The organism is Bradyrhizobium sp. BRP22 (assembly GCF_020194175.1).
In the GTDB taxonomy this organism is placed as follows: domain Bacteria; phylum Pseudomonadota; class Alphaproteobacteria; order Rhizobiales; family Xanthobacteraceae; genus Bradyrhizobium.
Window position 1 is genome coordinate 25,374 of record NZ_JADYVX010000027.1, and the last position, 22,913, is coordinate 48,286.

19 protein-coding genes and 1 pseudogene are annotated in these 22,913 nt (G+C 63.8%); 14 read left to right on the plus strand and 6 right to left on the minus strand.

Annotation, left to right across the window (positions count from 1 at the left end; genetic code table 11):
- Nucleotides 1-18: 18 nt before the first annotated feature.
- From I6F35_RS27550 to I6F35_RS27565, 4 genes are read left to right on the plus strand one after another with little or no spacing between them, the layout of a single operon-like run.
- The gene (locus tag I6F35_RS27550; RefSeq protein ID WP_225120807.1) at nucleotides 19-201 is read left to right on the plus strand and encodes a DUF4089 domain-containing protein; all 183 of its coding nucleotides are present in this window, start codon (nucleotides 19-21) and stop codon (nucleotides 199-201) included.
- A 7-nt stretch (nucleotides 202-208) separates the two neighbouring features.
- Nucleotides 209-1,600 (plus strand): AtzE family amidohydrolase, encoded by a 1,392-nt coding sequence (locus I6F35_RS27555; protein ID WP_225120808.1) that lies wholly within the window; start codon nucleotides 209-211, stop codon nucleotides 1,598-1,600.
- A 3-nt stretch (nucleotides 1,601-1,603) separates the two neighbouring features.
- A complete protein-coding gene (gene hpxZ, locus I6F35_RS27560; RefSeq protein ID WP_225120809.1) occupies nucleotides 1,604-2,002 on the plus strand; it encodes an oxalurate catabolism protein HpxZ in 399 nt (132 codons plus the stop codon).
- Nucleotides 1,999-2,727, plus strand: a complete 729-nt coding sequence (locus tag I6F35_RS27565; RefSeq protein WP_225120810.1) for a GntR family transcriptional regulator — start codon at nucleotides 1,999-2,001, stop codon at nucleotides 2,725-2,727. The genes hpxZ and I6F35_RS27565 overlap by 4 nt, the downstream gene beginning before the upstream one ends.
- Before the next feature lie 67 nt (nucleotides 2,728-2,794).
- Here the strand turns inward: I6F35_RS27565 and atzF are convergent, their stop codons facing one another.
- From atzF to I6F35_RS27580, 3 genes are all read right to left on the minus strand, one after another.
- Entirely contained in the window at nucleotides 2,795-4,540 is a 1,746-nt protein-coding gene (gene atzF / locus I6F35_RS27570) for an allophanate hydrolase (protein WP_249792745.1), read from the minus strand.
- A 310-nt stretch (nucleotides 4,541-4,850) separates the two neighbouring features.
- Complete coding sequence (locus I6F35_RS27575) at nucleotides 4,851-5,375, minus strand: MarR family winged helix-turn-helix transcriptional regulator (RefSeq protein WP_225120812.1); 525 nt, start codon at nucleotides 5,373-5,375, stop codon at nucleotides 4,851-4,853.
- 135 nt (nucleotides 5,376-5,510) lie between these two features.
- Nucleotides 5,511-6,785, minus strand: a complete 1,275-nt coding sequence (locus I6F35_RS27580; RefSeq protein WP_225120813.1) for an NAD(P)/FAD-dependent oxidoreductase — start codon at nucleotides 6,783-6,785, stop codon at nucleotides 5,511-5,513.
- A gap of 270 nt (nucleotides 6,786-7,055) precedes the next feature.
- Here I6F35_RS27580 and I6F35_RS27585 point away from each other — a divergent pair, with 270 nt between their 5' ends.
- From I6F35_RS27585 to I6F35_RS27615, 7 genes and pseudogenes are all read left to right on the plus strand, one after another.
- Nucleotides 7,056-7,403, plus strand: coding sequence for a hypothetical protein (locus tag I6F35_RS27585; RefSeq protein ID WP_225120814.1), 348 nt, complete (start codon nucleotides 7,056-7,058; stop codon nucleotides 7,401-7,403).
- Nucleotides 7,400-8,289 (plus strand): annotated as a pseudogene (locus I6F35_RS27590) (RNA polymerase sigma factor). The gene I6F35_RS27585 and the pseudogene I6F35_RS27590 overlap by 4 nt, the downstream one beginning before the upstream one ends.
- 293 nt (nucleotides 8,290-8,582) lie before the next feature.
- On the plus strand, nucleotides 8,583-9,755 hold the full coding sequence (locus I6F35_RS27595; RefSeq protein WP_225120815.1) for an ABC transporter substrate-binding protein: 1,173 nt from the start codon (nucleotides 8,583-8,585) through the stop codon (nucleotides 9,753-9,755).
- 133 nt (nucleotides 9,756-9,888) lie between these two features.
- Nucleotides 9,889-10,806, plus strand: a complete 918-nt coding sequence (locus tag I6F35_RS27600; RefSeq protein ID WP_225120816.1) for a branched-chain amino acid ABC transporter permease — start codon at nucleotides 9,889-9,891, stop codon at nucleotides 10,804-10,806.
- Nucleotides 10,803-11,750 carry a branched-chain amino acid ABC transporter permease gene (locus I6F35_RS27605; RefSeq protein ID WP_225120817.1) on the plus strand — a complete coding sequence of 316 codons (948 nt, stop codon included), beginning with the start codon at nucleotides 10,803-10,805 and terminating at the stop codon, nucleotides 11,748-11,750. Before I6F35_RS27600 ends, I6F35_RS27605 begins: the two co-directional genes overlap by 4 nt.
- Nucleotides 11,743-12,522, plus strand: coding sequence for an ABC transporter ATP-binding protein (locus I6F35_RS27610; RefSeq protein WP_225120818.1), 780 nt, complete (start codon nucleotides 11,743-11,745; stop codon nucleotides 12,520-12,522). The genes I6F35_RS27605 and I6F35_RS27610 overlap by 8 nt, the downstream gene beginning before the upstream one ends.
- Entirely contained in the window at nucleotides 12,515-13,228 is a 714-nt protein-coding gene (locus tag I6F35_RS27615; protein WP_225120819.1) for an ABC transporter ATP-binding protein, read from the plus strand. The genes I6F35_RS27610 and I6F35_RS27615 overlap by 8 nt, the downstream gene beginning before the upstream one ends.
- A 1,724-nt stretch (nucleotides 13,229-14,952) precedes the next feature.
- On the opposite strand, the gene I6F35_RS27620 is transcribed toward I6F35_RS27615, so the two are convergent.
- Nucleotides 14,953-16,170 (minus strand): SGNH/GDSL hydrolase family protein, encoded by a 1,218-nt coding sequence (locus tag I6F35_RS27620; protein ID WP_225120820.1) that lies wholly within the window; start codon nucleotides 16,168-16,170, stop codon nucleotides 14,953-14,955.
- 357 nt (nucleotides 16,171-16,527) lie between these two features.
- Between I6F35_RS27620 and I6F35_RS27625 the strand changes: the two genes are divergently transcribed.
- The 3 genes from I6F35_RS27625 (at nucleotide 16,528) to I6F35_RS27635 (ending at nucleotide 19,962) form a co-directional block, all read left to right on the plus strand.
- Nucleotides 16,528-18,198, plus strand: a complete 1,671-nt coding sequence (locus I6F35_RS27625) for a beta-(1-6) glucans synthase (protein ID WP_225120821.1) — start codon at nucleotides 16,528-16,530, stop codon at nucleotides 18,196-18,198.
- A 15-nt stretch (nucleotides 18,199-18,213) separates the two neighbouring features.
- Nucleotides 18,214-19,674, plus strand: coding sequence for a GH1 family beta-glucosidase (locus I6F35_RS27630; protein WP_225120822.1), 1,461 nt, complete (start codon nucleotides 18,214-18,216; stop codon nucleotides 19,672-19,674).
- A gap of 93 nt (nucleotides 19,675-19,767) precedes the next feature.
- The gene (locus I6F35_RS27635) at nucleotides 19,768-19,962 is read left to right on the plus strand and encodes a hypothetical protein (RefSeq protein WP_225120823.1); all 195 of its coding nucleotides are present in this window, start codon (nucleotides 19,768-19,770) and stop codon (nucleotides 19,960-19,962) included.
- 18 nt (nucleotides 19,963-19,980) lie between these two features.
- Here I6F35_RS27635 and I6F35_RS27640 read toward each other — a convergent pair whose 3' ends face one another.
- Nucleotides 19,981-21,417 carry a glutamine synthetase family protein gene (locus I6F35_RS27640; RefSeq protein ID WP_225120824.1) on the minus strand — a complete coding sequence of 479 codons (1,437 nt, stop codon included), beginning with the start codon at nucleotides 21,415-21,417 and terminating at the stop codon, nucleotides 19,981-19,983.
- Nucleotides 21,418-21,529: 112 nt separating this feature from the next.
- Nucleotides 21,530-22,888, minus strand: a complete 1,359-nt coding sequence (locus I6F35_RS27645; RefSeq protein ID WP_225120825.1) for an aromatic ring-hydroxylating dioxygenase subunit alpha — start codon at nucleotides 22,886-22,888, stop codon at nucleotides 21,530-21,532.
- Nucleotides 22,889-22,913: the final 25 nt, after the last annotated feature.

Consider the following 22,913-nt stretch of genomic DNA (forward strand, 5'->3'; position numbering starts at 1 on the left):
TCGCCGGGTGGGAGCGTCATGGCTGCCGACAGACTGGATGACTATATCGACGCCGTCGCGACCGCGATGGGATTGCCGGTCGAGGACGCCTGGCGGCCGGCGGTTCGTGCCAATCTCGAGGTTTCGCTGAGGCTGGCGCGGATGGTGGACGAATTCCCGCTGCCTGACGAAACCGAGCCGGCCAGTGTCTACTCCGCCTGATGCTGCGATGACCGACAAATCCCTGTCTGCCGCCGACATCGCGCAGGCCGTCGCCAAGCGGAAGCTTTCCGCGCTGGAAGCAACCGAGGCGGCGCTCGGGCGCATCGCAAAGCATGATTCCGTGCTCAACGCCTTCACCGATGTCACCGCCGATCGTGCCCGCGCCAAGGCGAAGGCCGTCGATGCCGCGATCGCGGCCGGCCAGGATGTCGGTCCGCTCGCCGGTGTTCCCTTTGCGGTGAAGAATCTGTTCGACGTGCAGGGCCTCTCCACGCGCGCCGGATCGAAGATCAACCGCGACCTGCCGCCTGCGCCACGCGATGCGACGCTGATCGAGCGGATGGAGGCGGCCGGCGCCGTGCTGGTCGGCGCGCTCAACATGGGCGAATACGCCTACGACTTCACCGGCGAGAACGTGCATGACGGCCCGTCACGCAATCCGCACGATCCGACGCGGATGACCGGCGGCTCCTCGGGCGGTTCCGGCAGCGCGGTCGGCGGCGCTCTCGTGCCGATCGCGCTCGGTTCCGATACCAACGGCTCGATCCGCGTGCCGTCATCCTTCTGCGGCGTCTTTGGGTTGAAGCCGACCTATGGCCGGCTGTCGCGCGCGCGTTCGTTTCCGTTCGTCGCGAGCTTCGATCACCTTGGTCCGCTGGCGCGAAGCGTGCGCGATCTCGCATTGTCCTATGATGCGATGCAGGGGCCTGACGCCGATGATGCCGCCTGCACCACACGGCCGATCGAGCCGGTGACGCCACAGCTTGAACAAGGCATCGACGGTCTCCGCATCGCCATCGCCGGCGGCTATTTCCAGAAGAACGTCTTCCCGGAGGCGGTTGAGGCTGTCGGCCGCATCGCCAAGGCGCTCAATGCGACGCGAACGGTGGAACTTCCGGAGGCCGCGCGCGCCCGCGCGGCGGCTTATGTCATCACGACCACGGAAGGTGCTTCGCTGCATCTCGATCGCCTGCGCAAGCGGCCGAATGATTTCGATCCCGCGGTGCGCGATCGCCTGATCGCCGGCGCGATGATCCCGGCGCCCTTCGTCGACAAGGCGCAGAAATTCCGCCGCTGGTATCGCGAGAAGGTGCTGGAGCTGTTCGAGACGGTCGATGTGATCCTGGCGCCGGCGACGCCGTGCGTGGCGCCGAAGCTCGGCCAGGTAAACTTTACGCTCGATGGCGTCGAACTGCCGGTGCGCGCCAATATCGGCATCCATACCCAGCCGATTTCGTTCATCGGCCTGCCGGTGGTGGCGGTTCCGGTTCCGCTCGAGCCGATGCCGATCGGCGTGCAGATCATCGCAGCGCCGTGGCGTGAGGACATCGCGTTGCGGGTTGCCCACGCTCTGGAGCGCATGGGCGCGGCGGCCGCGCCGCCCCCACGAGGAATCTAGCCAATGGAAATCGATCTGCCCGACGTGCTTGCCGAAGTGACCGCGCAGTTTCAACGCTACGAGAAGGCGCTGGTGTCGAACGATGTCGCTGTGCTCGACGAGTTGTTCCGCAACGACAAGCGGACGTTGCGCTATGGCATGGGCGAGAATCTCTACGGCTATGAGGCGATCATGGCGTTCCGCGCGGCGCGCCCATCGGCCGGGCTCAACCGCCGGACCGACAAGACCGTCATCACCACCTATGGCCGCGACACCGCCGTTGCCTCGACGTTGTTCTATCGCGACACCGCGCCTGGCAAGGTGGGGCGGCAGATGCAGACGTGGATACGCTTCTCCGAGGGCTGGAGAATCGTCGCCGCCCATGTCAGCATCATCGACGAACCGAAGGATCCGAAGACATGAGTCTGGACGATCTTCCGCGCAGCCCTGCTGCCGCTGAACCGGAAATGCTGGTCCGGCGCGTCGACCGTCCGTCTCCGCAACAGTCCAAGATCACGCGCGCCGAGGAACTGCGGCTGCAGCTCGCCGACGAGATCGTGCGCGGCGCGCTGAGACCGGGCTCGCCCCTTGATGAAACGGAGATCGCGCGTCGCTTCAATGTCTCGCGAACGCCGGTGCGCGAGGCGCTGCGCCAGCTTGTGGCGAGCGGCCTGGTCGAAGCGCGCGCCCATCGCGGCGCGGTGGTGGCGCGGCCCTCGATCGAACGGCTCACCGGCATGTTCGAGGCGATGGCGGAGCTGGAAGCGTTGTGCGCCGGGCTCGCCGCCGAACGGATGACGGCAGCCGATCGGCACGCGCTCGAAGCCGTGCATGAGGAGTTGCGTGTGCTCAGCTACACCGGCAATCCCGAGCGCTTTCACGAGGTCAACGAGCGCTTCCACAACACCATCTATGCCGGGTCGCACAATGACTATATCGCCGAAATGACGCTGGCGACGCGGGTCCGCGTGCAGCCGTTCCGCCGCGCCCAGTTCCGCAATCTCGGCCGCTTGGCTAAATCGCATGCCGAGCACGACCGCGTCGTGGTCGCGATCCTGCGCGGCGACAAGACCGGCGCCGCCACCGCCATGCGCGCCCACATCACATTGGTGCGCGGCGAATACGAGATCTACGCGGTCTCGGTGTAGCCACGCGGGCCATCCGTTGATTCTGTCATTCCGGGCCTGCGCCTTCGGCGCATCCCGCAATGACGGCTCAGACCGTAGCCCGCTCAGCCACGAACGCGCGCCAGCCGCCGAAGGCGGAGATGTCGCGTGCGCCGTCGATCCCCGCAGGCTCCACGACGAAGCCTTTCACCTCGCGGCCGTCTGCCAAACCGATCGTGCCGATCGAAAGCGGCGGCGGGATCGCGGCGACGAACTTGCCGAAGGACGCCGGCGAGAGCGCCCAGAGCTCGAGCTTGATCGCCGATCCTGCGCCGGCCTCGACGCGCAGCATGCCGGGTTTCGGCGGCGTGGTGCCGAGCGCATAGAGCCTGTAGTCCGGCGCGGTGGTGGTCTCCTCGAGCAGGCGCCCGCCGAGCGCGTGCAGTTCGCCGTTCAGCGCCATGCCGGACAGATGCGCGCCGACAACGGCGACGGCAATGTCCTCGCCGCTCGAGGGCGGCAGCGCAGCGAGCGGCGGCTGCGGCAGCGATTTCGCGCCCATCGCAAGCCTAGTATCGGCATGGAAGACGCGGCCGATGCTGGCGAGCAGCGCGTCGCATCCGGCCGGCGCCAGCAGCGTGATACCGAACGGCGCGCCGTCCGGCCGCATCGCCGACGGCAGCGCGAGGCCGCAGAGGTCGAGCAGGTTGACGAAATTGGTGTAGGTGCCGAGCCGGCTGTTGAGTTCGATCGGATTGGCGAGCACCTGCGCGGTGGAATAGACCGTCGGTGCCGTCGGCAGCACGATCGCATCCATCGCCGCGTAGGCGCGCTCGGCGATCCGGCGCAGCCCCTGCAGGCGATAGAGCGCGGCAAAGGTCTCGGCCGCGGTCAGCCGCGCGCCCGCCGCGGTGATCTCGCGCGTGACCGGGTGGATCGCATCCGGCAATGATGCGAGCAGATCGCGGATCACGAGATAACGCTCGGCCACCCACGGGCCTTCGTAGAGCAGCCGCGCGGTCTCGTAGAACGGCTCGAGGTCGAATTCGACCAGCGTGGCGCCAAGCGCGGCCCAGCGCTCGATCGCCTCCGCATAAAGCTGCTCCGACTGGCGATCGCCGAAGAAGATCAGCTGCCCCTTGCGGGGAATGCCGAGCCGGAGCTTTGCCGGGACGTCCGTCATCTCGCCAAGCGGCCGCTCGCGCGAAAAGGGATCGGCGCCATCGGGGCCGGCCATCACCTTCAGCGCGGCCATGGCATCGTCGACGGTGAGCGAGAACACCGAGATGCAATCGAGCGTGCGGCAGGCCGGCACCAGCCCCGCGGTCGAGATCAGCCCGAGGCTCGGCTTCAATCCCACGATGTTGTTGAGCATCGCCGGCACGCGGCCGCTTCCGGCGGTGTCCGTGCCCAAGGCCAGCGGCACCAGTCCTGCGGACACGGCGACCGCCGATCCCGAACTCGATCCGCCCGGAATGAGGTCGTCACGGACCGGATTTCTGGGGATGCCGTAGGGCGAGCGCACGCCGACGAGGCCGGTCGCGAACTGGTCGAGATTGGTCTTGCCGATGATGATCGCGCCGGCCTCGCGCAACCGCGCGACGGCGGTCGCGTCATGCGTCGGCATGTAGGAGAAGGCGGGGCAGGCCGCCGTGGTCGGCATCCCCAGCGCGTCGATATTGTCCTTCACCGCGACCGGCACGCCATAGAGCGGCAGGCGCGCGGCGTCGCTGCCGGCCAGCGCCTCGGCTTCCGCCAGCGCCTCCTTCTCGTCGCGCAGGCTGATGAAGATGGCGGGATCGCCATGGTCGCGGATGCGCTGAAAACTGCGCGCGACCGTTTGCGCAGGCGTCATGGTGCCGGCGCGGTGCGCAGCGACGATCGCGGCAACAGTCTCAGTCACGAGAATCCCCATTCATTGGCCGACGGAACCGTTCCGATGGCGGCGCTGCATCGGCAAAACCCGATCCGGATCGAAGCAAGCGATGTGCCATTGTGTACATTTCCGATGCCCGCGCGATGGCCGGGATCAGAAAACAATCTCAATCGGTTAGGCCAATCTTTGGGACGGGCACGAGCAGGCTTGCGGCCGATCGCAGGGACGATGCTGCCCAAGTCTTGAGCAGATCGATCGGAGGCCACCGCATCCCGGCTGCAGCACGCAGTCAGGAACCGGTCCGGCCGGTGACAGCGCCGAGATTGTTGTGCAGCCGCCGCAGCAGATCGATCAGCATTTCCCGCTCGTCCTTGCGCAGGCAGGACAACAGCTGGCGTTCGCGATCGAGCGCGGCGACGATGACCTTGTCATGGATCGCGCGGCCTCTCGCCGTCAACGTGATCGAATGGCTGCGGCCGTCATGCGGGTTGGCGCGGATCGCGACCAGCCCGCGCTTCTGCAACAGCGCCAGCGTCCGGCTCACCGGCCCCTTGTCGAAGCCGATGACGTGGCAGATGCGCGAGGCGGGGATGCCAGGCTCGATCGCGAGCTGCGACATGATCCGCCACTCCGTGACATTGACGCCGAAATGGCGCTGGTAGAACGCCGTGGCGCTGTTGGAAAGCTTGTTGCCGATGAAGGTGACGAAGGCCGGCACGTAACGGTCGAGGTCGAGTGTCGGGCCGGAATTGACAGCCGCGGCTTGCACGGTTCTCGGCCGGCGCGGCTTCCTGGGGGAGGTTTGAGTGCTCATATTTCCGATCATCGCAGTTTCGATTTCATCCGGCGGCGTCGCCCGGGTCGAGCGCAAGCGTAACCCGGGACCGCAAGTCACCGCTGAAACGGATGTCCCGGGTTGCGCTGCGCTCCACCCGGGCCATGGATCCCGTTATCGCGCCACCTTGCTGCTGCCTTGGGTGATCAGCCGGGCCGCGCGCTGGTCGCGGGCGTGAATCCAGAGCCAGCTCAGCGCGACACTGAGGCGGTTGCGGATGCCGATCAGGAAGTAGATGTGGGCGATGCCCCAGATCCACCAGGCGATGGCGCCACGCAGCTTGAGCCAGCCGAAATCGATCACCGCCAGCCGCTTGCCGATCTGGGCGAGGCTGCCCTGGTGCTTGTAGCGGAACGGCGGGAGCGTGCGGCCCTCGAGCCGCGCCCTGATCAGCGATGCGACGTAACGGCCCTCCTGTTTCGCCGCCGGCGCGATGCCGGGCACCGGCTTGCCGTCGGGGCCGGCGATCGTGATGGTGTCGCCGATCGCGAAGATGTCGGGATGGCCGGGGACAGTGAGGTCGGGATTGACCTGCAGCCGATAGGCGCGGTCGGCGGGCGCATTCAGCCATTCGGCGGCGCGCGACGCCCGCACGCCGGCGGCCCAGATGATGGTCCGCGCCTCCAGTCTCTTGCCGCCATAGACCACGCCATCGGCATCGCATTCGGTAACGGGTGCGCCCAGCATCACCTCGACGCCGAGCTTTTCCAGCGAGCGCTGCGCATAGGTGGAGAGATCGTCGGGAAAGCCCGCGAGCACGCGCGAGCCCGCCTCGATCAGCACGACGCGGGTCTTATGGGTGTCGATGTTGCGGAAGTCAGGCGCCAGCGTGTCGCGTGCAAGATCGGCGATGGTGCCGGCCATCTCGACCCCGGTCGGACCCGCGCCAACGATGACGAAGGTCAAGAGCGCCGCGCGCCGTGCCGGATCGGTCTCGCGCTCGGCGCGCTCGAAGGCAACCAGGATGCGACGCCGCAGCGTGGTGGCGTCCTCAAGCGTTTTCAGGCCCGGCGCGAACGGTTCCCATTCGTCATGGCCGAAATAGTCGTGGCGCGCGCCGGTCGCCAGCACCAGCGTGTCATAGGGGACGCTGTCGCCGTCATCGAGCACGACACGCTTGCCTTCGGCGTCGATGCTGTTGACGTTGGCGAACAGCGTCGTCACCTCGCGGCGGTCGCGCAGGAGGTAGCGGATCGGCCAGGCGATCTCGGACGTCGCGAGCGAAGCGGTCGCGACCTGGTAGAGCAGGGGCTGGAACAGATGATGGTTGCGACGGTCGATCAAGGTGATCTTCACCGGCGCGCCGGCGAGCCCAAAGGTCGCCTCCAGGCCGCCAAATCCCGCGCCGACGATCACCACGTGATGCGGATCTTTCGGCGGCGTCGTCATGGAATATGGCCCCGGGTTCTCGGTATCTCCGTGCTGATTATGTATTCATTCGCGCAGTCGTTCCAAGCCGCTTCTTTCTAATCGCACGATAGCGAAAACGTATGCCTCAGGCCTTCCGCGGTGCCGTCGCCGTGATCGCCGACCGAGCCAAGGATGGCGTTCTGGGTAGTCGGCAAAAATTCTTCCCACGACCGTATCCTTTGACCGTCGTCAAACGTCCTTGGGATGCGCGATGGCTTCCGCATCGCGGCGCGAGCCAGGGAGAGGACTATGAATATGAGGCTGATCAGGTACAAGGCGAAGCCCGAAATGGCCGACTCGAACGCCGAACTGGTGGCCGCGGTGTTTGCGGAACTGAGGGTGATAAAGGCCGATGGCGTGCGCTATCTCACGCTGCGGCTGGAGGACGACACGTTCATCCATGTCGTGGAGACCGCATCCGACGACGGGTCCAGCCCGTTGCCGCAGCTCGCCGCGTTCAAGGCGTTCCAGACAGGCATTCGCGATCGTTGCGCCGAGCCGCCGCTGGTTCGCAGCGCCAGGGTGGTCGGCAACTACCGTATGCTGGAGCATGATCCGGGTCCGGACAAGCAACGAGTCCTGAGCAGGGGAGAATGACGTCAGTGTCCGACGCATCAGCGGCCGCCGGTCTCGACAGTCTCCTCGTCGTGCTGCGGCCGCGGTTGCACCGCTACTGCTCCCGCATGGTCGGTTCGGTCATCGACGGCGAGGACGTGCTGCAGGATGCGCTTATCAAGGCGGTGGAAGCGTTTCCTTTGGTCAGGGAGCTCCAAAATCCGGAGGGCTGGCTGTTCAGGATAGCGCGCAACGCCGCGCTCGATTTCCTGCGCCGCCGCCATCGGCAGGACGCGCTCCGGTCGGCGGAGGAGGTCGATATGATGGCGGACGAGCTCGACGACATCGCACGCCGCGAGATCGCCGCCGCCAGCCTGCGCACTTTCATGCGCCTGCCGCTGGCGCAGCGCAGCAGCGTGATCCTGAGGGACGTGCTCGGCTATTCGCTGGCGGAAGTCTGCGAGATCATGGACTTGAGCCTGGCAGCGGCAAAGGCCACCTGCACCGTGGCCGCTCCCGGCTGCGCCAGCTCGCGCTAGAAGGCGATGACGCACCGCGGCTGAAGCTGACGGACGCCGATCGGGCCCGTCTTTCCACCTATGTCACTCATTTCAACGCCCGCGACTTCGACGCCATCCGCGCCATGATCGCCGACGACATCAAGCTTGATCTCGTCAACAGGACCCGCCTCAATGGCAAGACCGAGGTCTCGCGCTATTTCGGCAATTACGCCAAGGCCAGCGACTGGCATCTGATGCCGGGGCTTGTGGAAGGTCGTCCTGCGATCCTGGTGTTCGACCCCACCACGCCCACTGCGACACGGCCGAAATATTTCGTGCTGCTGGGTTGGCGGGCCGATAGGGTGGCGAGCATCCGGGATTTCCGCCACGCGTCCTACGTCATCGAGGGCGCGGAATATCTAGTATAGCCGGCGCCGCAATGCGGCCGGCAGCAGCTCCAAAGCTGCGACAATGGTTGCCCTGGCAACCGGCACTATAATTCTTGCCAGCCTCGCGCTTTACGAATTATGGTGCAGCTCAGGCCGGAGCATGCGCCGAAGGTTCTAAACGCCGCCTTCGGTTCGCGCTTGCTGCCCAGTCAGGATTCCGCGCACTAAACATGTCACCCCGAAATGGGAGTGACGGGGGCACGGACGGCGCTGCCGGATGGTTCACCAGCCTGGCGGGCCAGTTGGAATGGTTGAGGAGGAGGGGAGTGAACATGAAAACGTCATTTTGGCTGGCGGGCGCAACCGCGCTGGCGCTGGCGCAGCCCGCCGTTGCGGCCGACCCCATCAAGATCGGCTTTGTTTCGACGTTCAGCGGTCCGACCGCGGTCATCGGCAACGACATGCGGAACTCGTTCGAGCTGGCGCTCGACCATCTCGGCCGCAAGATGGACGGCAAGCCGGTCGAGGTAATCTACGAGGACGACCAGCAGAAGCCGGATGTCGGCAAGCAGAAGACCGAGAAGCTGGTGCAGTCCGACAAGGTCGACTTCATCGTCGGCTACATCTGGTCGAACGTGCTGCTGGCGTCGCTGAAGACCGCCGTCGACAGCAAGACCTTCCTGATCTCGGCCAATGCCGGTCCGTCCCAGCTCGCCGGCGAGCTTTGCTCTCCTTACGTGTTCTCGACCTCCTGGCAGAACGACCAGACGCCCCAGGCGATGGGCACCTACATGAACCAGAAGGGGGTCAAGTCGGTGTTCCTGATCGGCCCGAACTACGCTGCCGGCAAGGACATGCTGGCGGGCGTGAAGAGCACCTTCAAGGGCCAGGTGGTCGGTGAGGAATATACGGTGTGGCCGAGCCAGCTCGACTTCTCCGCCGAACTCTCCAAGGCACGCAACTCGAAGGCGGAGGCGATCTTCGTGTTCTATCCGGGTGCTGCGGGCGTGCAGTTCCTGAACCAGTATGCGCAGGCCGGCATCAAGCAGCAGATTCCGCTCTATACCGCCTTCACCATCGACGAATTGTCGCTGCCGCTGCAGAAGGAAAACGCGCTCGGCGTGCCCGGCGCGCAGCAATGGGTCAACGACCTGCCGAACGAGCAGAACAAGAAGTTCGTTACCGACTACCGCAAGAAATATGCGAACCTGCGCCCGACCTTCTACGGCGCCCAATCCTATGACGCCGCCAACCTCATCAACTCCGCGGTGGTGGCGGTGAAGGGGGACCTGACGAAAAAGGACGCGATGAAGGCCGAGATGGAGAAGGTCAACTTCAAGTCGGTGCGCGGCCCGTACAAATACGGCAACAATCACATCCCGATCCAGAACTTCTACCTGCAGGACGTGGTCAAGGACGGCGAAGGCCAGCTTGCGTTGAAGACAGTTGCGACCATCGTCGAGAACGATCAGGATCGCTTCCACGACAAGTGTCCCATGAAGTAGGTCTTCTGGATATTCCCGGCGCATGATCTGCCAAAAGTCTGAGCGGTTTGGTCAGCCATCATGCACCCAACAACAATTGGCGGCGGCGCGGACGCGCTGCCGCCTTCTTGTTTCAGCCTGATATAAGTCGCCGATGTTCCTTCTGATCGAACAACTTCTGAACGGACTGCAGTTCGGCCTGCTCTTGTTCCTGCTGGCAGCCGGGCTTACGCTGGTCTTCGGCATCATGGATTTCGTGAACCTCGCGCATGGTTCGCTCTACATGATGGGCGCCTATTTCGCCGCCACCTTCGTCGGCTGGACCGACAGCTTCGTGCTTGGCGCGATCCTTGCGCTCGCCGCCACGCTTCTGCTCGGCATCGCCCTTGAATTCGTGGCGCTCCGGCATCTCTACGGCCGCGACCATCTCGACCAGGTGCTGGCGACCTTCGGCCTGATCCTGTTCTTCAACGACATGGTGCGGCTGATCTGGGGACCGGCCGGTCTGGCGCTGCCGCTGCCGGCGTGGCTGACCACGCCGGTGCAGCTCTTGCCCGGCGTCTACTACCCGGCCTACCGGCTCTCGATCATCATCGTCGCGCTGCTGGTCGCGGCAATGCTCTATCTCGTGGTGATGCGCACCCGCATCGGCATGCTGATCCGCGCCGGCGCCTCCAACCGCGAGATGATCGGCGCGCTCGGCATCAACATCAAGCTGCTGTTCACGCTGGTGTTCGGCCTTGGCGCCGCGCTCGCGGGCCTCGCCGGCCTGATGCAGGCGCCGATCCTGACCGTGCAGATCGGCATGGGCGAGAACATCCTGATCCTCGCCTTCGTCATCATCGTGATCGGCGGCATCGGCTCGATCCGGGGCGCCTTCCTCGCCGCGATCTTCGTCGGCATAATCGACACGCTCGGCCGCGCCTTCCTGCCGGATCTCCTGCGCAAGGTGCTGAGCGGCGCCGCCGCCTCGACGGCCGCGCCCGCTTTGTCCTCGATGCTGATCTACCTGTTGATGGCGATCGTGCTGGTCTTGCGGCCGGAGGGGCTGTTTCCGGCCACCAAGCGATGAAGTCCAAGCTCAACGCCAGCAACGCGGTGGTAGCGGTCGTTTGCGCCGCCCTTGTCCTGCTGCCGATCTATTCGGCGGCGACCGGCAACATCTTCATCCTGACGCTGCTCACGCGCATCATCATCTTCGCACTGGCGGCCTCGAGCCTGAACCTGATCATGGGCTATGGCGGCATGATGAGCTTCGGCCACGCCGCCTATCTCGGCATCGGCGGCTACGCTGTCGGCATCCTGGCGGCCGAGGACATCGGCTCCGGCTTCATCCAGTGGCCGGTCGCGCTCGCCGTCTCCGCGCTGTTTGCGCTGGTGATCGGCTCGCTCTCGTTGCGCACCCGCGGCGTCTATTTCATCATGATCACGCTGGCCTTTGCGCAGATGGCCTACTATGTCGCCTCCGCGCTGTCGCGCTATGGCGGTGACGATGGCCTGACCATCTACAAGCGCAGCACCTTCGACGGGCTTATCAACCTCTCGGATCGCACCCAGTTCTATTATCTCTGCCTCGGCTGCCTGTTCGGCGGCATCTATCTGATCTGGCGCATCGTCAATTCGCGTTTCGGCCTGGTGGTGCAGGGCGTGCGCTCCAATGAGCAGCGCATGCAGGCGATCGGCTTTCCGGCCTATCGCTACCGGCTGACCTGCTTCGTCATCGCAGGGACGATCTGCGGCCTTGCCGGCGCGTTGCTCGCCAACAACACCGATTTCGTCAGCCCGGCCGTGATGTACTGGACCCGCTCCGGCGATCTCATGGTGATGGTGATCCTGGGCGGGATGGGCTCGCTGTTCGGCCCCTTGATTGGTGCCATCGTCTATCTCGTGCTGGAAGAATTGCTGTCGCAGTTCACGGAATACTGGGCACTGATCATGGGCCCGCTGTTGCTCTTGATCGTGCTGTTCGCGCGTGGTGGTATCATGGGCCTGCTCGGGAGGGTGCGTCGTGGCTGATCCCCTGCTTCGCGTCGACAATCTGGTGCGTCGCTTCGGCGGCATCCTCGCAACCGACAATCTGTCGCTCGAGGTGCCGCGCGGCGAGCTGCATGCGATCATCGGCCCGAATGGCGCCGGCAAGACCACCCTGATCAGCCAGTTGACCGGGCAATTGATGCCGAATTCCGGCACGGTTCATTTTGCCGGTCGCGATATCACCCGGTTGCCGTCCTATCGGCGCAGCGCGCTCGGGCTGGCGCGCTCGTTCCAGATCACCTCGCTGCTCAAGGATTTCACCGCGATCGACAATGTCGCACTCGCCGCCCAGGCGCATGACGGCCACTCCTTCCGCTTCTGGGGTGATGCGCGGAAGGAGAGGCATCTGCGCGATGCCGCGCGTGCGGCGCTGGAACGCGTCGGCCTCGCGGCTCGGGCCGATGTCCTGGTCTCCGAGCTCAGCCATGGCGAGCAGCGCGAGCTCGAGCTCGCGGTGGCGCTCGCGACCAAGCCGCAGCTCCTGCTGCTGGACGAGCCGATGGCGGGCCTCGGCGTCACCGAATCCGCGCGAATGGTCACCCTGTTGAAGGAGTTGCGCAAGGAATTCACCATCGTGCTGGTCGAGCACGATATGGAAGCCGTCTTCGCGCTCGCCGACCGCATCACGGTGCTGGTCTATGGCCGCGTCATCGCCTGCGACGCGCCGGATGCGATCCGCCGCCACGAAGAGGTCAAGCGCGCCTATCTCGGCGAACAGCATGCGGTGACGCGTCACGGAGGCCAAATTGGCTGAAACGCTGCTGGAAGTGGACGGGATCGAGACCTGTTATGGGCTCAGCCAGGTGCTGTTCGGCCTTTCGCTGTCGATCAAGCGCGGCGAGATGATCGCGCTGATGGGGCGCAACGGCATGGGCAAGACCACCACCATCCGCTCCATCATGGGGCTGACGCCGGCGCGATCAGGTGCGATCCGTTTCGCCGGGCAGGAGGTACGCGGCTTGCCATCCTACAGGATTGCGAAACTCGGCATCGGCCTGGTCCCCGAGGGCCGGCAGATCTTCCCCAATCTGACCGTGCGGGAAAACCTGGTCGCCGCCTCCGGCAATCGCCTGGGCTCTTCCGATCCCTGGACGCTGGAGAAAATCCACGCGCTGTTTCCGCGGCTCGCCGAGCGCGGCAGCAACATGGGCGTCACGCTCTCCGGTGGCGAGCAGCAGATGCTCGCGATCGGCCGCGCGTTGATGACCAATCCGAAACTCCTGATCCTGGACGAGGCCACCGAAGGCCTCGCGCCCCTGATCCGCGACGAGATCTGGAGCTGCCTCTCGATGCTGAAGGGGCGTGGCCAGTCCGTGCTGGTGATCGACAAGAATGTCGGAAACCTCGCCCGCATCGCCGACCGCCATTACATCATCGAACGCGGACGCACTGTGTGGAGCGGCACGTCTGAGCAGCTGGTCGCCGAGCCTGATCTGCAGCACCGTTATTTGGGGATTTGAGATACGCTTGGCGCCGCGATGTCGGCTCGAACAAGGCGTGTCGCTGCACCGCGTAGCCCGCTTATTCGATCCAGCGAAGAATAAAAGGCCATCTCGCATGCTATCCATGGAAGCAGGACGAAAATTATGCATGGCAGCCGTATGGTTGCTGCTTGCGTCGTGCTTCTTGGTCGCGGTCGTTTTCGGTTTCGGCACAGATTCTCAGCTAGGCTGCGGGCTGGCGGGTTATTCGTCTCATGTCTGGCCTTCACTGAACGACGAGATGAATGCCGTCAGAAGCTCTCTGCCCCGGTACGAATGCGCTTTCGTTTTCTTGAAGTCGTTCAATCTGCTCCTGTCAGGAACTGCTGCCTTGGTCTTCATGGCGATATTCTTACGCAATTTCCGTGTGAGTAATACCCTGTTTCGGAGATCGCCATGGCCGTTTGTAGGTTCGTTTCTTTTGGGCGTAGCTTGCTTCGTCCTTGTCCGCTATTACCCAGTCAGCAGTTTTTCCCACCAGTCGCTTCTGAGGTCGATAATGTCGCCTGTTGTTATTTGTTTCTTTATGTCAATTGGTCTCTTAGGACCGTTGGTGAAGGACGAGAGTGAGTAAGCAGCAATCGGGAAATCGCATTTCGCGGCCCCGTCGTTGCGCGCGAAGCGAAGCAATCCACCTCTCCACACGCGGCGCTACAGATTGCTTCGTGGAGCCTGTCATCGCGCGGCGCTTCGCGCCGACCCGGTGGCTCGCAATGACGATGTGACTACTTTGGGTGCGACATAACAACCCGACGGACAGATCAGAAATCGTAGGGTGGGTCGGCGCAGCGTAACCCACCCTTCGCTTGCGCCACAAACTGACCCTCATCCCGAGGAGCCGCGCAAGCGGCGTCTCGAGGGATGGGCCGCGGGCGAGATAGGGGCCTCATGGGTTCGAGACGGCGCTTTGCGCCTCCTCACCATGAGGGTCTGAGAGCGCGCGCGGCGAGACGAATTTAGCCAGCAATTCCAACGTGATTTGCCCCGTCCAGCCTCGCAGCAAAAAATATTCCGCTTTCGCCGTCGGGCAAATCAGCACTATTAATCCGCGCGTCTCACCCGAATGAGGGGCGGCTCGCGATCGTCACGAACGTTGCGGTGAGATGCGGTGGACGCGGGTGTTGCGACTGACGAGCGTGGCTATCCGTGGACGGCGAAGTCGTGTGGTTCTGGCGCCCCGACGCTGGCGCTAAGTTCGCGGAGATGATCTGCGGGCGACGGTGGCAAAAAAGCCCGGTCACCGGGAAGAGCGCGAAATAAGCCGTAAACCACTGCGCAGGGAAAGCCGGAGTTGCTTCGGTTGACCTGTGGTCCTACCCCCGTGCTTTTTGTTGCACGGGGCCCACGGGTGCAACCGGCACCCGGCTTTCCCTGCGCCCTCTGTATGAGGAGAGGGCGAAACGAGACGCAAACCTCGGACGCCATGCGCCGCGAGAACGCGAACTCACATCCTCTCCACCGTCATGCCCCGCCAACGGGTCGGCGCGTACGCGCCGCCCGATGACAGGCTCCGGCGGGGCATCCAGTAACCACCGGCCTCTCGGCATAAGCACCACCGCCTCCGCAATACTGGATCGTCCGGTCAAGCCGGACGATGACAGCGGAGAAGCTGTTTGACATTTGAATCAGAACTTACCCCGTCGTTGCAAGCAAAGGCGGAAGCAATCCATTGCTCCGCTTGCCGAGGCAGGGATTGCTTCGTGCTAGCTCAGGCTGCGCGCGGCTGGATCGAGAATGGCAACGCTCGTATAGCCGGCGATGAGCGCGTAGCCGATCTGGTTCGGATGCAATGCATCGTTCATCGCGAACGAATTCCAGGTCCCGCCAAACAATCCCCAGATGTCGATAAACGGCACGTCGGCGGCGTAAGCGAGAGCCTTCATATTGGCAACATAGGATGCCTGCGTCGGGTAGGTCGCATAGATGCCTGCCTCGGATGGCGCGCCGCTCATCAGGATCACGTCGCAATTCACCGACTTCAGCGCAGTGATCACTCTCGTCATGTTCGATGTGACTGTCGAAAGCGGAATGCGATCGTCCCAATCGTTGATGATGCCGGCCTGGAAGATCACCAGGTTCGGCGCTATCGCGGCGATGGCCGGCAACGTGTTCCACGGGTAGCCATCGACCACGAAATCGGCGCTGCCCCAGCGGCAGCCGCCAAGATTGTAGACGGACACTTCCTTGATCGCCGAGTTGAAGCATCGGAGCCCGGTCAGATAGACGTCGTTTGCATCTGTCTTCCGCAGATTGATGGTGTGGTGATCGGGCGTACAGGTTGCCGTCGCCTTCATGAAGGCGTTGGCACCTGCGCAATCGACCGTTGCCAGTGGTGGCCCGCCATCGACATCGATCGTGAAACGCCCGCTTCCGGGCGAGCGAGCGTACCAGACTTCGATCGAGTCGATCGGGTTGGTCGGCGTGAAGGAATGCGAGACGGCACTCGGTTGGCCGTGAAAGAATCCTCCGCACAGCGTTCCGGAAGCCCTTGTGTTGTTGATCGCCCAGCCGGAACGATCAAGCCGCGCGTCGAAGGCATGAAGGTCGCCGGCGGCGGCGCTGACATTGTTGTCGCCCCATACGCTCGACCAGCTTCCGTTCGGGATCAATCTTGCCAGTTGGGTCGGCCACGACATGCTTTTGGCGTTGGAGGCGAGTTCATTGCTGGCCGCGCCCTGGCCGACGACCGTCGAGTCGCCGAGGCAGCCAATGATCGCATTGGCTTCTCCGCGCTGCTGCGCCGCAGACGCCCTGCACCAATTGGCCAGGTTGGAGCCGGTAAAATTGTAAAAGCCGGTGGGCAGCGGATTGCCGCTTGACAGTCCCTTGCCATAGGCCGGTGTCAGCAGGCCGGTTTGCTTCGCGAGTTGCGTGTAGGCCGCCAGCGCCGCAGCGCCGGTGATGAACGCGCGTCGCCGCATCACGAGCCGCTCCGCGCCATCGCCGGAGCCTTCGTCAAGAACGCGTGTAGCTTGACCATTGCCATTCCTGCGTTTGTAGGCAAGTGAAAGACACTGCTATACTTCTTCCGTAAATCTACGGACGTGGTCTGTCCTGGATGCGTACGGTCAATTTGGGAATTCAGCCTTGGCTTGACCGAGCTAGGCTAGAGCATCTGGAAGAATGTCTTCAATCGCTTTTTTCAGCGACATGGAAGGTTTTTGGCACTCCTCTGCGATCATCGGTACGGATGCGGCCAGGAGCGTTGCCTGATGCAGCTTGATGCTCCCGTCGGATTGGGCCCCACTCGTGCGAGCCGGTCGCCCGGTAGCGCCGCCATGAAGGTGCCATTTGGATTTGCCGCGCCGCTGTTGCTGTTCCTGCTGTCGATGAGCATCATCGTCGCGGCCTGGTGCTGGTTGGCGACGCCGGTCGCGTCGGGACACGCACCCGTCGATCCCGTGAGAAAGCTGGATTGCGTTTCCTATGCGCCGTTCCGGGGTCATCAGACGCCGTGGAATTCTTCCGTTGTCATCAGCGCGGACCAGATCGCGCAAGATTTCGCCGACCTTGCCAGGATCACCAACTGCATCCGCATCTACTCGGTGGAGAACGGCCTGGACAAGGTGCCGGAGCTCGCGTCAAAGGTTGGACTGAAGGTGATCCTCGGCGTCTGGATCGGTCGTGATCGCTTGAAGAATGCCAGCCTCATCGAGACTGCGGTGTTGCTGGCCAACCAGTTTACCGACGTGGTCACCGCCGTCATCGTCGGCAACGAGGTGTTGCTCCGGGGCGAATTGCCCGAGGCGGGCCTTCGCGAAGCCATCCGCTCCGCCAAAGGCCGCGTCAGTGTCCCCGTCAGCTACGCCGATAGCTGGGATTTCTGGCTGCGCTATCCGGAGCTCGCCCATGACGTCGACTTCGTGACGATCCACGTCCTGCCGTATTGGGAAGACGTTCCGCCCCGCGCCGAGGATGCGCCCCAGCATGTGATCGACGCGCGCAACAAGATCGCGCTGGCCTTTCCCGGAAAGGAGATCTTCATCGGCGAGGCCGGCTGGCCGAGCCGGGGACGCATGCGTGACGGTGCGCTGCCGTCGCGCATCAACCAGGCGCGCTTCACCTTCGACCTGCTCGACAAGGCCAATCGGGAGAACGTTCGTATCAATTTGTTCGAAGCCTATGACGAGCCATGGAAGCGTCAGTGGGAAGGGACGGTCGGCGCCCATTGGGGATGGCTCGATGGCGAAAGCCGCCAGTTGAAATATTCGTCCGGGGCCACCGTCAGCAACTATCCGCACTGGAAGCTGCAGCTTGGCGCGGGACTCGGCTTCGGCATTGCCGTGTTCGTCACGGCGCTGCTGGCGCGTTGGCGCTCGGCTGCGCCATCGGCGTTGCCGCGGTGGCTTGCGGTTGCGGCATCCGCCACCGCCAGCGGAATCCTGCTCGGTGTGAGCGTGGAGAATGCGCTCTACGAGAGCTACGGCTTTGCCGGATTGGTCCGGCAAGGATCGCTGTTGATGACGGCAATGTTTCTGCCGCTCCTGTGCGCCAATGCCTTGATGTCGGGCCGCGCGCTCCCGGCTTTTGTGGAATTGATCGGGCCGCGCGAGACGCGAACACGCTCCCTGCCGGCACTGCTACTCGGCGCTGTACTCCTCGTCACTGCGCTGGTCGCAGTGGAAGTCGCGCTGGGCCTCATGTTCGACCCGCGATCGCGAGACTTCCCATTTGCCGGCTTGACCATGGCCGTGGTGCCGATCTGGACTGTGGCGCTGCTGAACCGACGAAAATTGCCGGTCTGCGCGACATCCGAGGCGGTGTTCGCGAGCCTGTTCGCAGCCGCTGCGTTCTACATCCTGCTGCATGAAGGGGTTCAAAATTGGCAGTCCTTATGGACCTCGACCACACTTTTCCTGCTTGGCGCCGCGTTGTGGCGGTCGCGTTCCGCAGTCTTGAGTGGGGATATCGGGCATGCCCGTGCCGTTGAGCTTCGGACGCAGGTCTGATCCGGGAGTATGCTGATGTCGTCGGATGGGATTTCACGGCGTCATTTCGCCACGCTCGCCGGCGCGGCGGCTCTCGGATTGTCGGCTGCGCCGGCCCACCCGGCCGACGGCGGGACGCGGGAAAACGCATCGGCCAGCTTCCCGGCCGGCTTTCGCTGGGGCACCGCCACCTCGGCCTATCAGATCGAAGGAGCCGTCAACGAAGACGGACGGGGGCCGGCGATCTGGGATCGCTTCGCCCACACGCCCGGGACCATCATCGACCACAGCAATGCAGACGTCGCGTGCGATCATTATCGCCTGTACCGCGACGACGTCCAATTGATGAAGGCGCTGGGATCCATGGCATATCGTTTCTCGATCGCGTGGCCGCGTGTCTTCCCGGACGGATCGGGCACACCAAACCCGAACGGCCTCGGCTTCTACGATCGGCTGATCGACGAACTGCTGGCGAACGGCATTGAGCCGTTTGCCACGCTGTATCATTGGGATCTGCCGCAAACGCTGCAGGACCGTTTCGGCGGCTGGATGTCTCGCGACACAGCAAAGGTCTTTGCGGATTACGCCGCCTATGTCGCCGAACGCCTGAGCGATCGCGTCAGCCACATCTTCACCATCAACGAATGTTCGAGGCTCGTTCATCTCGGCCACGGCCTCGGGATCGACGCCCCCGGTTTGAAACTGCCGCAAGCCGAATTGAACCAGGTCCGGCACAACGTCGCGCTGGGGCACGGCCTGGCAGTGCAGGCGATCCGTGCACGCGGCCGGCCAGGAACCAAAGTCGGGCCCGCGGAGAACCTGGTCGTCTGTATCCCTGCGATCGACACGCCAGCGAACGTCCGCGCGGCAGAAATCGCGACGCGCGAGCTCAACGGCGGCTACCTGACCGTGATGTTCGAGGGTCGGTACACCGACGGCTTTCTGGCCGAGGCTGGAAAGGATGCCCCAAAGTACACGGCCGAGGATCTCCGCATCATCTCCTCGCCGATCGATTTTCTGGGACTGAACATCTACAAGCCCGACCATTACGTGATGGCTGCCGACAATGAGCGCGGCTTCGCCCTGGCGCCGTTTCCCGCATCGTTTCCGCACATGGATGCGGATTGGCTGCGGGTAGGCCCCGAGGCGATGTATTGGGCGCCGCGTCACGCGGCGAAGCTGTGGGGTGTGCAGTCGATCTATGTCACCGAGAACGGGACGTCGTCGGCAGACGAAGTCGCCGCCGACGGTAATGTCTACGATCTCGATCGCGTGATGTATCTCCGCAATTATCTGCAACAGTTGCAGCGGGCGACGTCGCAGGGAGTGCCCGTGGCCGGCTACTTCCTCTGGAGCCTGATCGACAATTTTGAATGGGCGGATGGCTATGAAAAGCGATTCGGACTCTATCGCGTTGACTTCAAGACGCAGCGTCGCACGCCGAAACTGAGTGCGTCGTTCTACCGTGAGGTCATCAAGCAAAACGCCGTGGTCTGATACTCCAGTCGGACAAATGCTTTCCGCTGCCGTCAGCGGCCAAGATGGTGCCGGCCCATTTGCGAAAGGCTGGCGCGGCAGGCGAGGCGGTAAATGATGCCGATGAAATATGCCAACATGATCGAACTCCATTGTTGGATCACGAGGGGGATATTGGACCTGTATTCTTTCGGCCGTTTTTCGCGGGCCGTTGAAAATGACTTCGTCGCGGCTATCCAGGATTTCATCGAGTGGCGGCGCGCGAAACAGAACTATGCGCGGCTCAGAGATATCGCCCTCATTTGGTGAGGGCTACTGTCCTTACTCTCAGAACATCTCGAAATACTCGCGATGCTCCCAGTCGGACACTTCGGCCTGGAAACGCTCGATCTCGGCGTTCTTGATATGCACGTAGTAATCGACGAACTCCGCGCCCAGCGCCTTTCGGAAGAATGGATCGTCGTTCAGCGCGAACACCGCCTCGCGCAGGCTCTTCGGCAACAGCGCCGCCTTGGTCTCATAGGGCGTGTCCGCCGACGGTCCCGGATCGAGCTTGCGGTCGATGCCGTCCAGGCCCGAGAGAATTTGCGAGGCCATGTAGAGATAGGGGTTGGCGGCCGGCTCGCCGATCCGGTTCTCCAGCCGTGTCGCCGGATCGCCGGCGCCGCCGAGCACGCGGATCATGACGCCGCGATTGTCGCGGCCCCAGATCGCGCGGTCCGGCGCCAGCGAATAGGAGCGGTAACGCTTGTAGCCGTTGATGGTCGGCGTCGTGAACACGGTGGAGGCGCGGGCATGCTCCAACAGCCCGGCGAGGTAGCACGACCCGAGCGGGCTCAAGGCCTCATCGCTCTCCTTCGCCATGAATGCATTCTCGCCGCTTGTGCGCGACACCAGCGATTGATGCAGGTGCCAGCCCGAGGCGAAGACGTTCGGCAGCTTCGGGCGGCACATGAAGGTCGCGTGGTAGCCATGCCGCCGCGCGATCTGTTTCACGGCGGCGCGGAACAGCACCATGGTGTCTGCAGGCTCGATGCCTGCGGTCGGCTGAAACGTGAATTCGCACTGGCTCGGGCCGAACTCGACCTCGACCGAGCGCAATGGCAGGCCAAGGGCGAGGACATCGCGGCGGATGATCTCCAGCGCCGGCTCCATCTGGTCGTAGCGCTGCTCGGTCAGATATTGATAGCCGTGCGAGAGCAGGCTCACCGAGGGGGGCCGGCCCGGCTGGCCAGAATCCTCCGGCGCCATATGCGCGTCGTCGAGCTTGAACAGGTGGAATTCGACCTCGAGCCCGGCAACGAAGTCATAGCCGCGCGAGCCGAGCTGTTCGAGCACCCTGCGATAGAGATTGCGCGTGGCGAACGGCACCGGCCGGCCGTCATTGAAATAGATGTCGCAGAGCAGCCAGCCTGTCGTGGGCGCCCATGGCAGCACACGGAACGTCGTGGGGTCGGCCACCATCAATACGTCGGCGGCGCCTTCCATCTCCTTCATGCCGAAGCCGCCGCCGGCGCTGAACACCGGAAACACCGTCTTGTGCGACGTATCCTTCGCCAGCATGGTCGTGGTGATGGAACAGCCGCTTTCCAGCGCCCGCACCGCTTCGCCTGCGATCAGCGTCTTGCCGCGCAGGATGCCATGCTGGTCCGGAAACGATAGGCGGATGACTTCGAGGTTCTTGTCTTCGACGATGCGGCGGACGCGCGCCGCCGCTTCCTTCTGCTCATCCGACCACAGGCCGTAACGCTGGACAAAGCTCAACGCGCCACTCCTTCAGCGACCGTCATTGCGAGCGCAGCGAAGCAATCCATCCATCCACGCGCGCGGAGGCAATGGATTGCTTCGCTCCGCTCGTAATGACGGGACAGCAACATCACTCGGCCGCCGAGAGATGCCGCACCTTGCCGGCGATCTCGCTAGGCACCGGCGCGGCCCACGGCGCGCCGCGGCGCCGCTTGACGTCGACTTCCATCCAGTAGAGCTCCCAACCTTGCGTCGGCCCGATGCCGTCCATGGTCGCGGGGCCCTGGATGCTGCGGGACGTCGCCTCGTCGAGGAACAGCATCGGCTTCTCGCCGCCGGAGACCTTTTCGATCTCCTGCCGCAGCAGCCGGCGATACTGCACGATCGCCTTGTCGCTCTGGCCGAGATGCTCCTTGGTACGGTCCTGGATCGGGCCCATCGACTCCACCGCCCACTGGTCGTGGACGTTGATGTCGTTGCCCATGCCGGTATAGGTCGCGGTCATCTGCTCGTGCGGATCGAAGCCGTAGTCGTTCGACCTGTTCTTGCGCGACTTGTAGTCGGGCAGTTCATAAAGCTCGAGCCGCTGGTCGCGCATCTTCTTCTTGTCGACCGGCGTCGTGTAACTGGTGAAGATCGCATACCAGTAGCAGTTCTCGTCATCGACCGGCACATGCCATTGGGTGATCGTCATTTCCGTGCTCATCGGGATGACGAAGCCGTGCGGGAAGAGCTGGTTGGTCACCCGCACATGCGTGCATTCCTTGTCGAGCTCGCGCAGCGCGATCAGGCGCAGGCCATATTCGGTGTGCTCGACATTGATGATGGGACGATCGTATTCGCGCAGGATCTTGGTCATCGGCATGTCGCTGCCGGCGGAAGCACCGCGGAACTGTTTTCCGTAGGCGGTCGAGGTGTCCTCATCCTCGAAGAAGCGGTGCAGGTAGGAGGCATGCGAGGGATCGATGCCGACTTCGAGCGCCTGCAGCCAGTTGCAGTTCATGTGGCCCTTGAAGGCGAAGGTGTGGCTGTCGGGAGCGACGAAGCAGTCGATCTCCGGAAACGCCGGCGGGGTGCCTTCGCCGAGATATGACCAGAGGATGCCGTTCTTCTCTACCACGGGATAAGCGCGCTGCTTGATGCCCTTGCAGAGCTGCGAGCTCTTCGGCTCGGCCGGCGTCTCCAGGCATTGGCCGGTGACGTCGAACAGCCAACCGTGGAAGGCGCAGCGCAGGCCGCCATTTTCCAGCCGGCCGAAGGCGAGATCGGCGCCGCGATGCGCGCAATGGCGGTCGATCAGGCCGTAGCGGCCCGTCTCGTCGCGAAACAGCACGAGGTTTTCGCCGAGCAGCCTGACCGGCCGGATCGGCCGCGGCCCGTCAAGCTCGTCCACCAGCGCCGCCGGCTGCCAGTACATCCGCATCAGCTTGCCGCACGGATCCTTCGGCCCGGTGCGGGTGATCAGGTCGTTCTGCTCCTGGCTCATCATGGCGGCGGTCCTTTCCGGGCGTTCG

Bases quoted from the DNA above. Each gene is read 5' to 3' on its own strand.
- I6F35_RS27550 (WP_225120807.1), top strand. From the start codon at position 19: ATGGCTGCCGACAGACTGGATGACTATATCGACGCCGTCGCGACCGCG.
- I6F35_RS27555 (WP_225120808.1), top strand. From the start codon at position 209: ATGACCGACAAATCCCTGTCTGCCGCCGACATCGCGCAGGCCGTCGCC.
- hpxZ (WP_225120809.1), top strand. From the start codon at position 1,604: ATGGAAATCGATCTGCCCGACGTGCTTGCCGAAGTGACCGCGCAGTTT.
- I6F35_RS27565 (WP_225120810.1), top strand. From the start codon at position 1,999: ATGAGTCTGGACGATCTTCCGCGCAGCCCTGCTGCCGCTGAACCGGAA.
- atzF (WP_249792745.1), bottom strand. From the start codon at position 4,540: ATGACGCCTGCGCAAACGGTCGCGCGCAGTTTTCAGCGCATCCGCGAC.
- I6F35_RS27575 (WP_225120812.1), bottom strand. From the start codon at position 5,375: ATGAGCACTCAAACCTCCCCCAGGAAGCCGCGCCGGCCGAGAACCGTG.
- I6F35_RS27580 (WP_225120813.1), bottom strand. From the start codon at position 6,785: ATGACGACGCCGCCGAAAGATCCGCATCACGTGGTGATCGTCGGCGCG.
- I6F35_RS27585 (WP_225120814.1), top strand. From the start codon at position 7,056: ATGAATATGAGGCTGATCAGGTACAAGGCGAAGCCCGAAATGGCCGAC.
- I6F35_RS27595 (WP_225120815.1), top strand. From the start codon at position 8,583: ATGAAAACGTCATTTTGGCTGGCGGGCGCAACCGCGCTGGCGCTGGCG.
- I6F35_RS27600 (WP_225120816.1), top strand. From the start codon at position 9,889: ATGTTCCTTCTGATCGAACAACTTCTGAACGGACTGCAGTTCGGCCTG.
- I6F35_RS27605 (WP_225120817.1), top strand. From the start codon at position 10,803: ATGAAGTCCAAGCTCAACGCCAGCAACGCGGTGGTAGCGGTCGTTTGC.
- I6F35_RS27620 (WP_225120820.1), bottom strand. From the start codon at position 16,170: ATGCGGCGACGCGCGTTCATCACCGGCGCTGCGGCGCTGGCGGCCTAC.
- I6F35_RS27625 (WP_225120821.1), top strand. From the start codon at position 16,528: ATGAAGGTGCCATTTGGATTTGCCGCGCCGCTGTTGCTGTTCCTGCTG.
- I6F35_RS27630 (WP_225120822.1), top strand. From the start codon at position 18,214: ATGTCGTCGGATGGGATTTCACGGCGTCATTTCGCCACGCTCGCCGGC.
- I6F35_RS27635 (WP_225120823.1), top strand. From the start codon at position 19,768: ATGATGCCGATGAAATATGCCAACATGATCGAACTCCATTGTTGGATC.
- I6F35_RS27645 (WP_225120825.1), bottom strand. From the start codon at position 22,888: ATGATGAGCCAGGAGCAGAACGACCTGATCACCCGCACCGGGCCGAAG.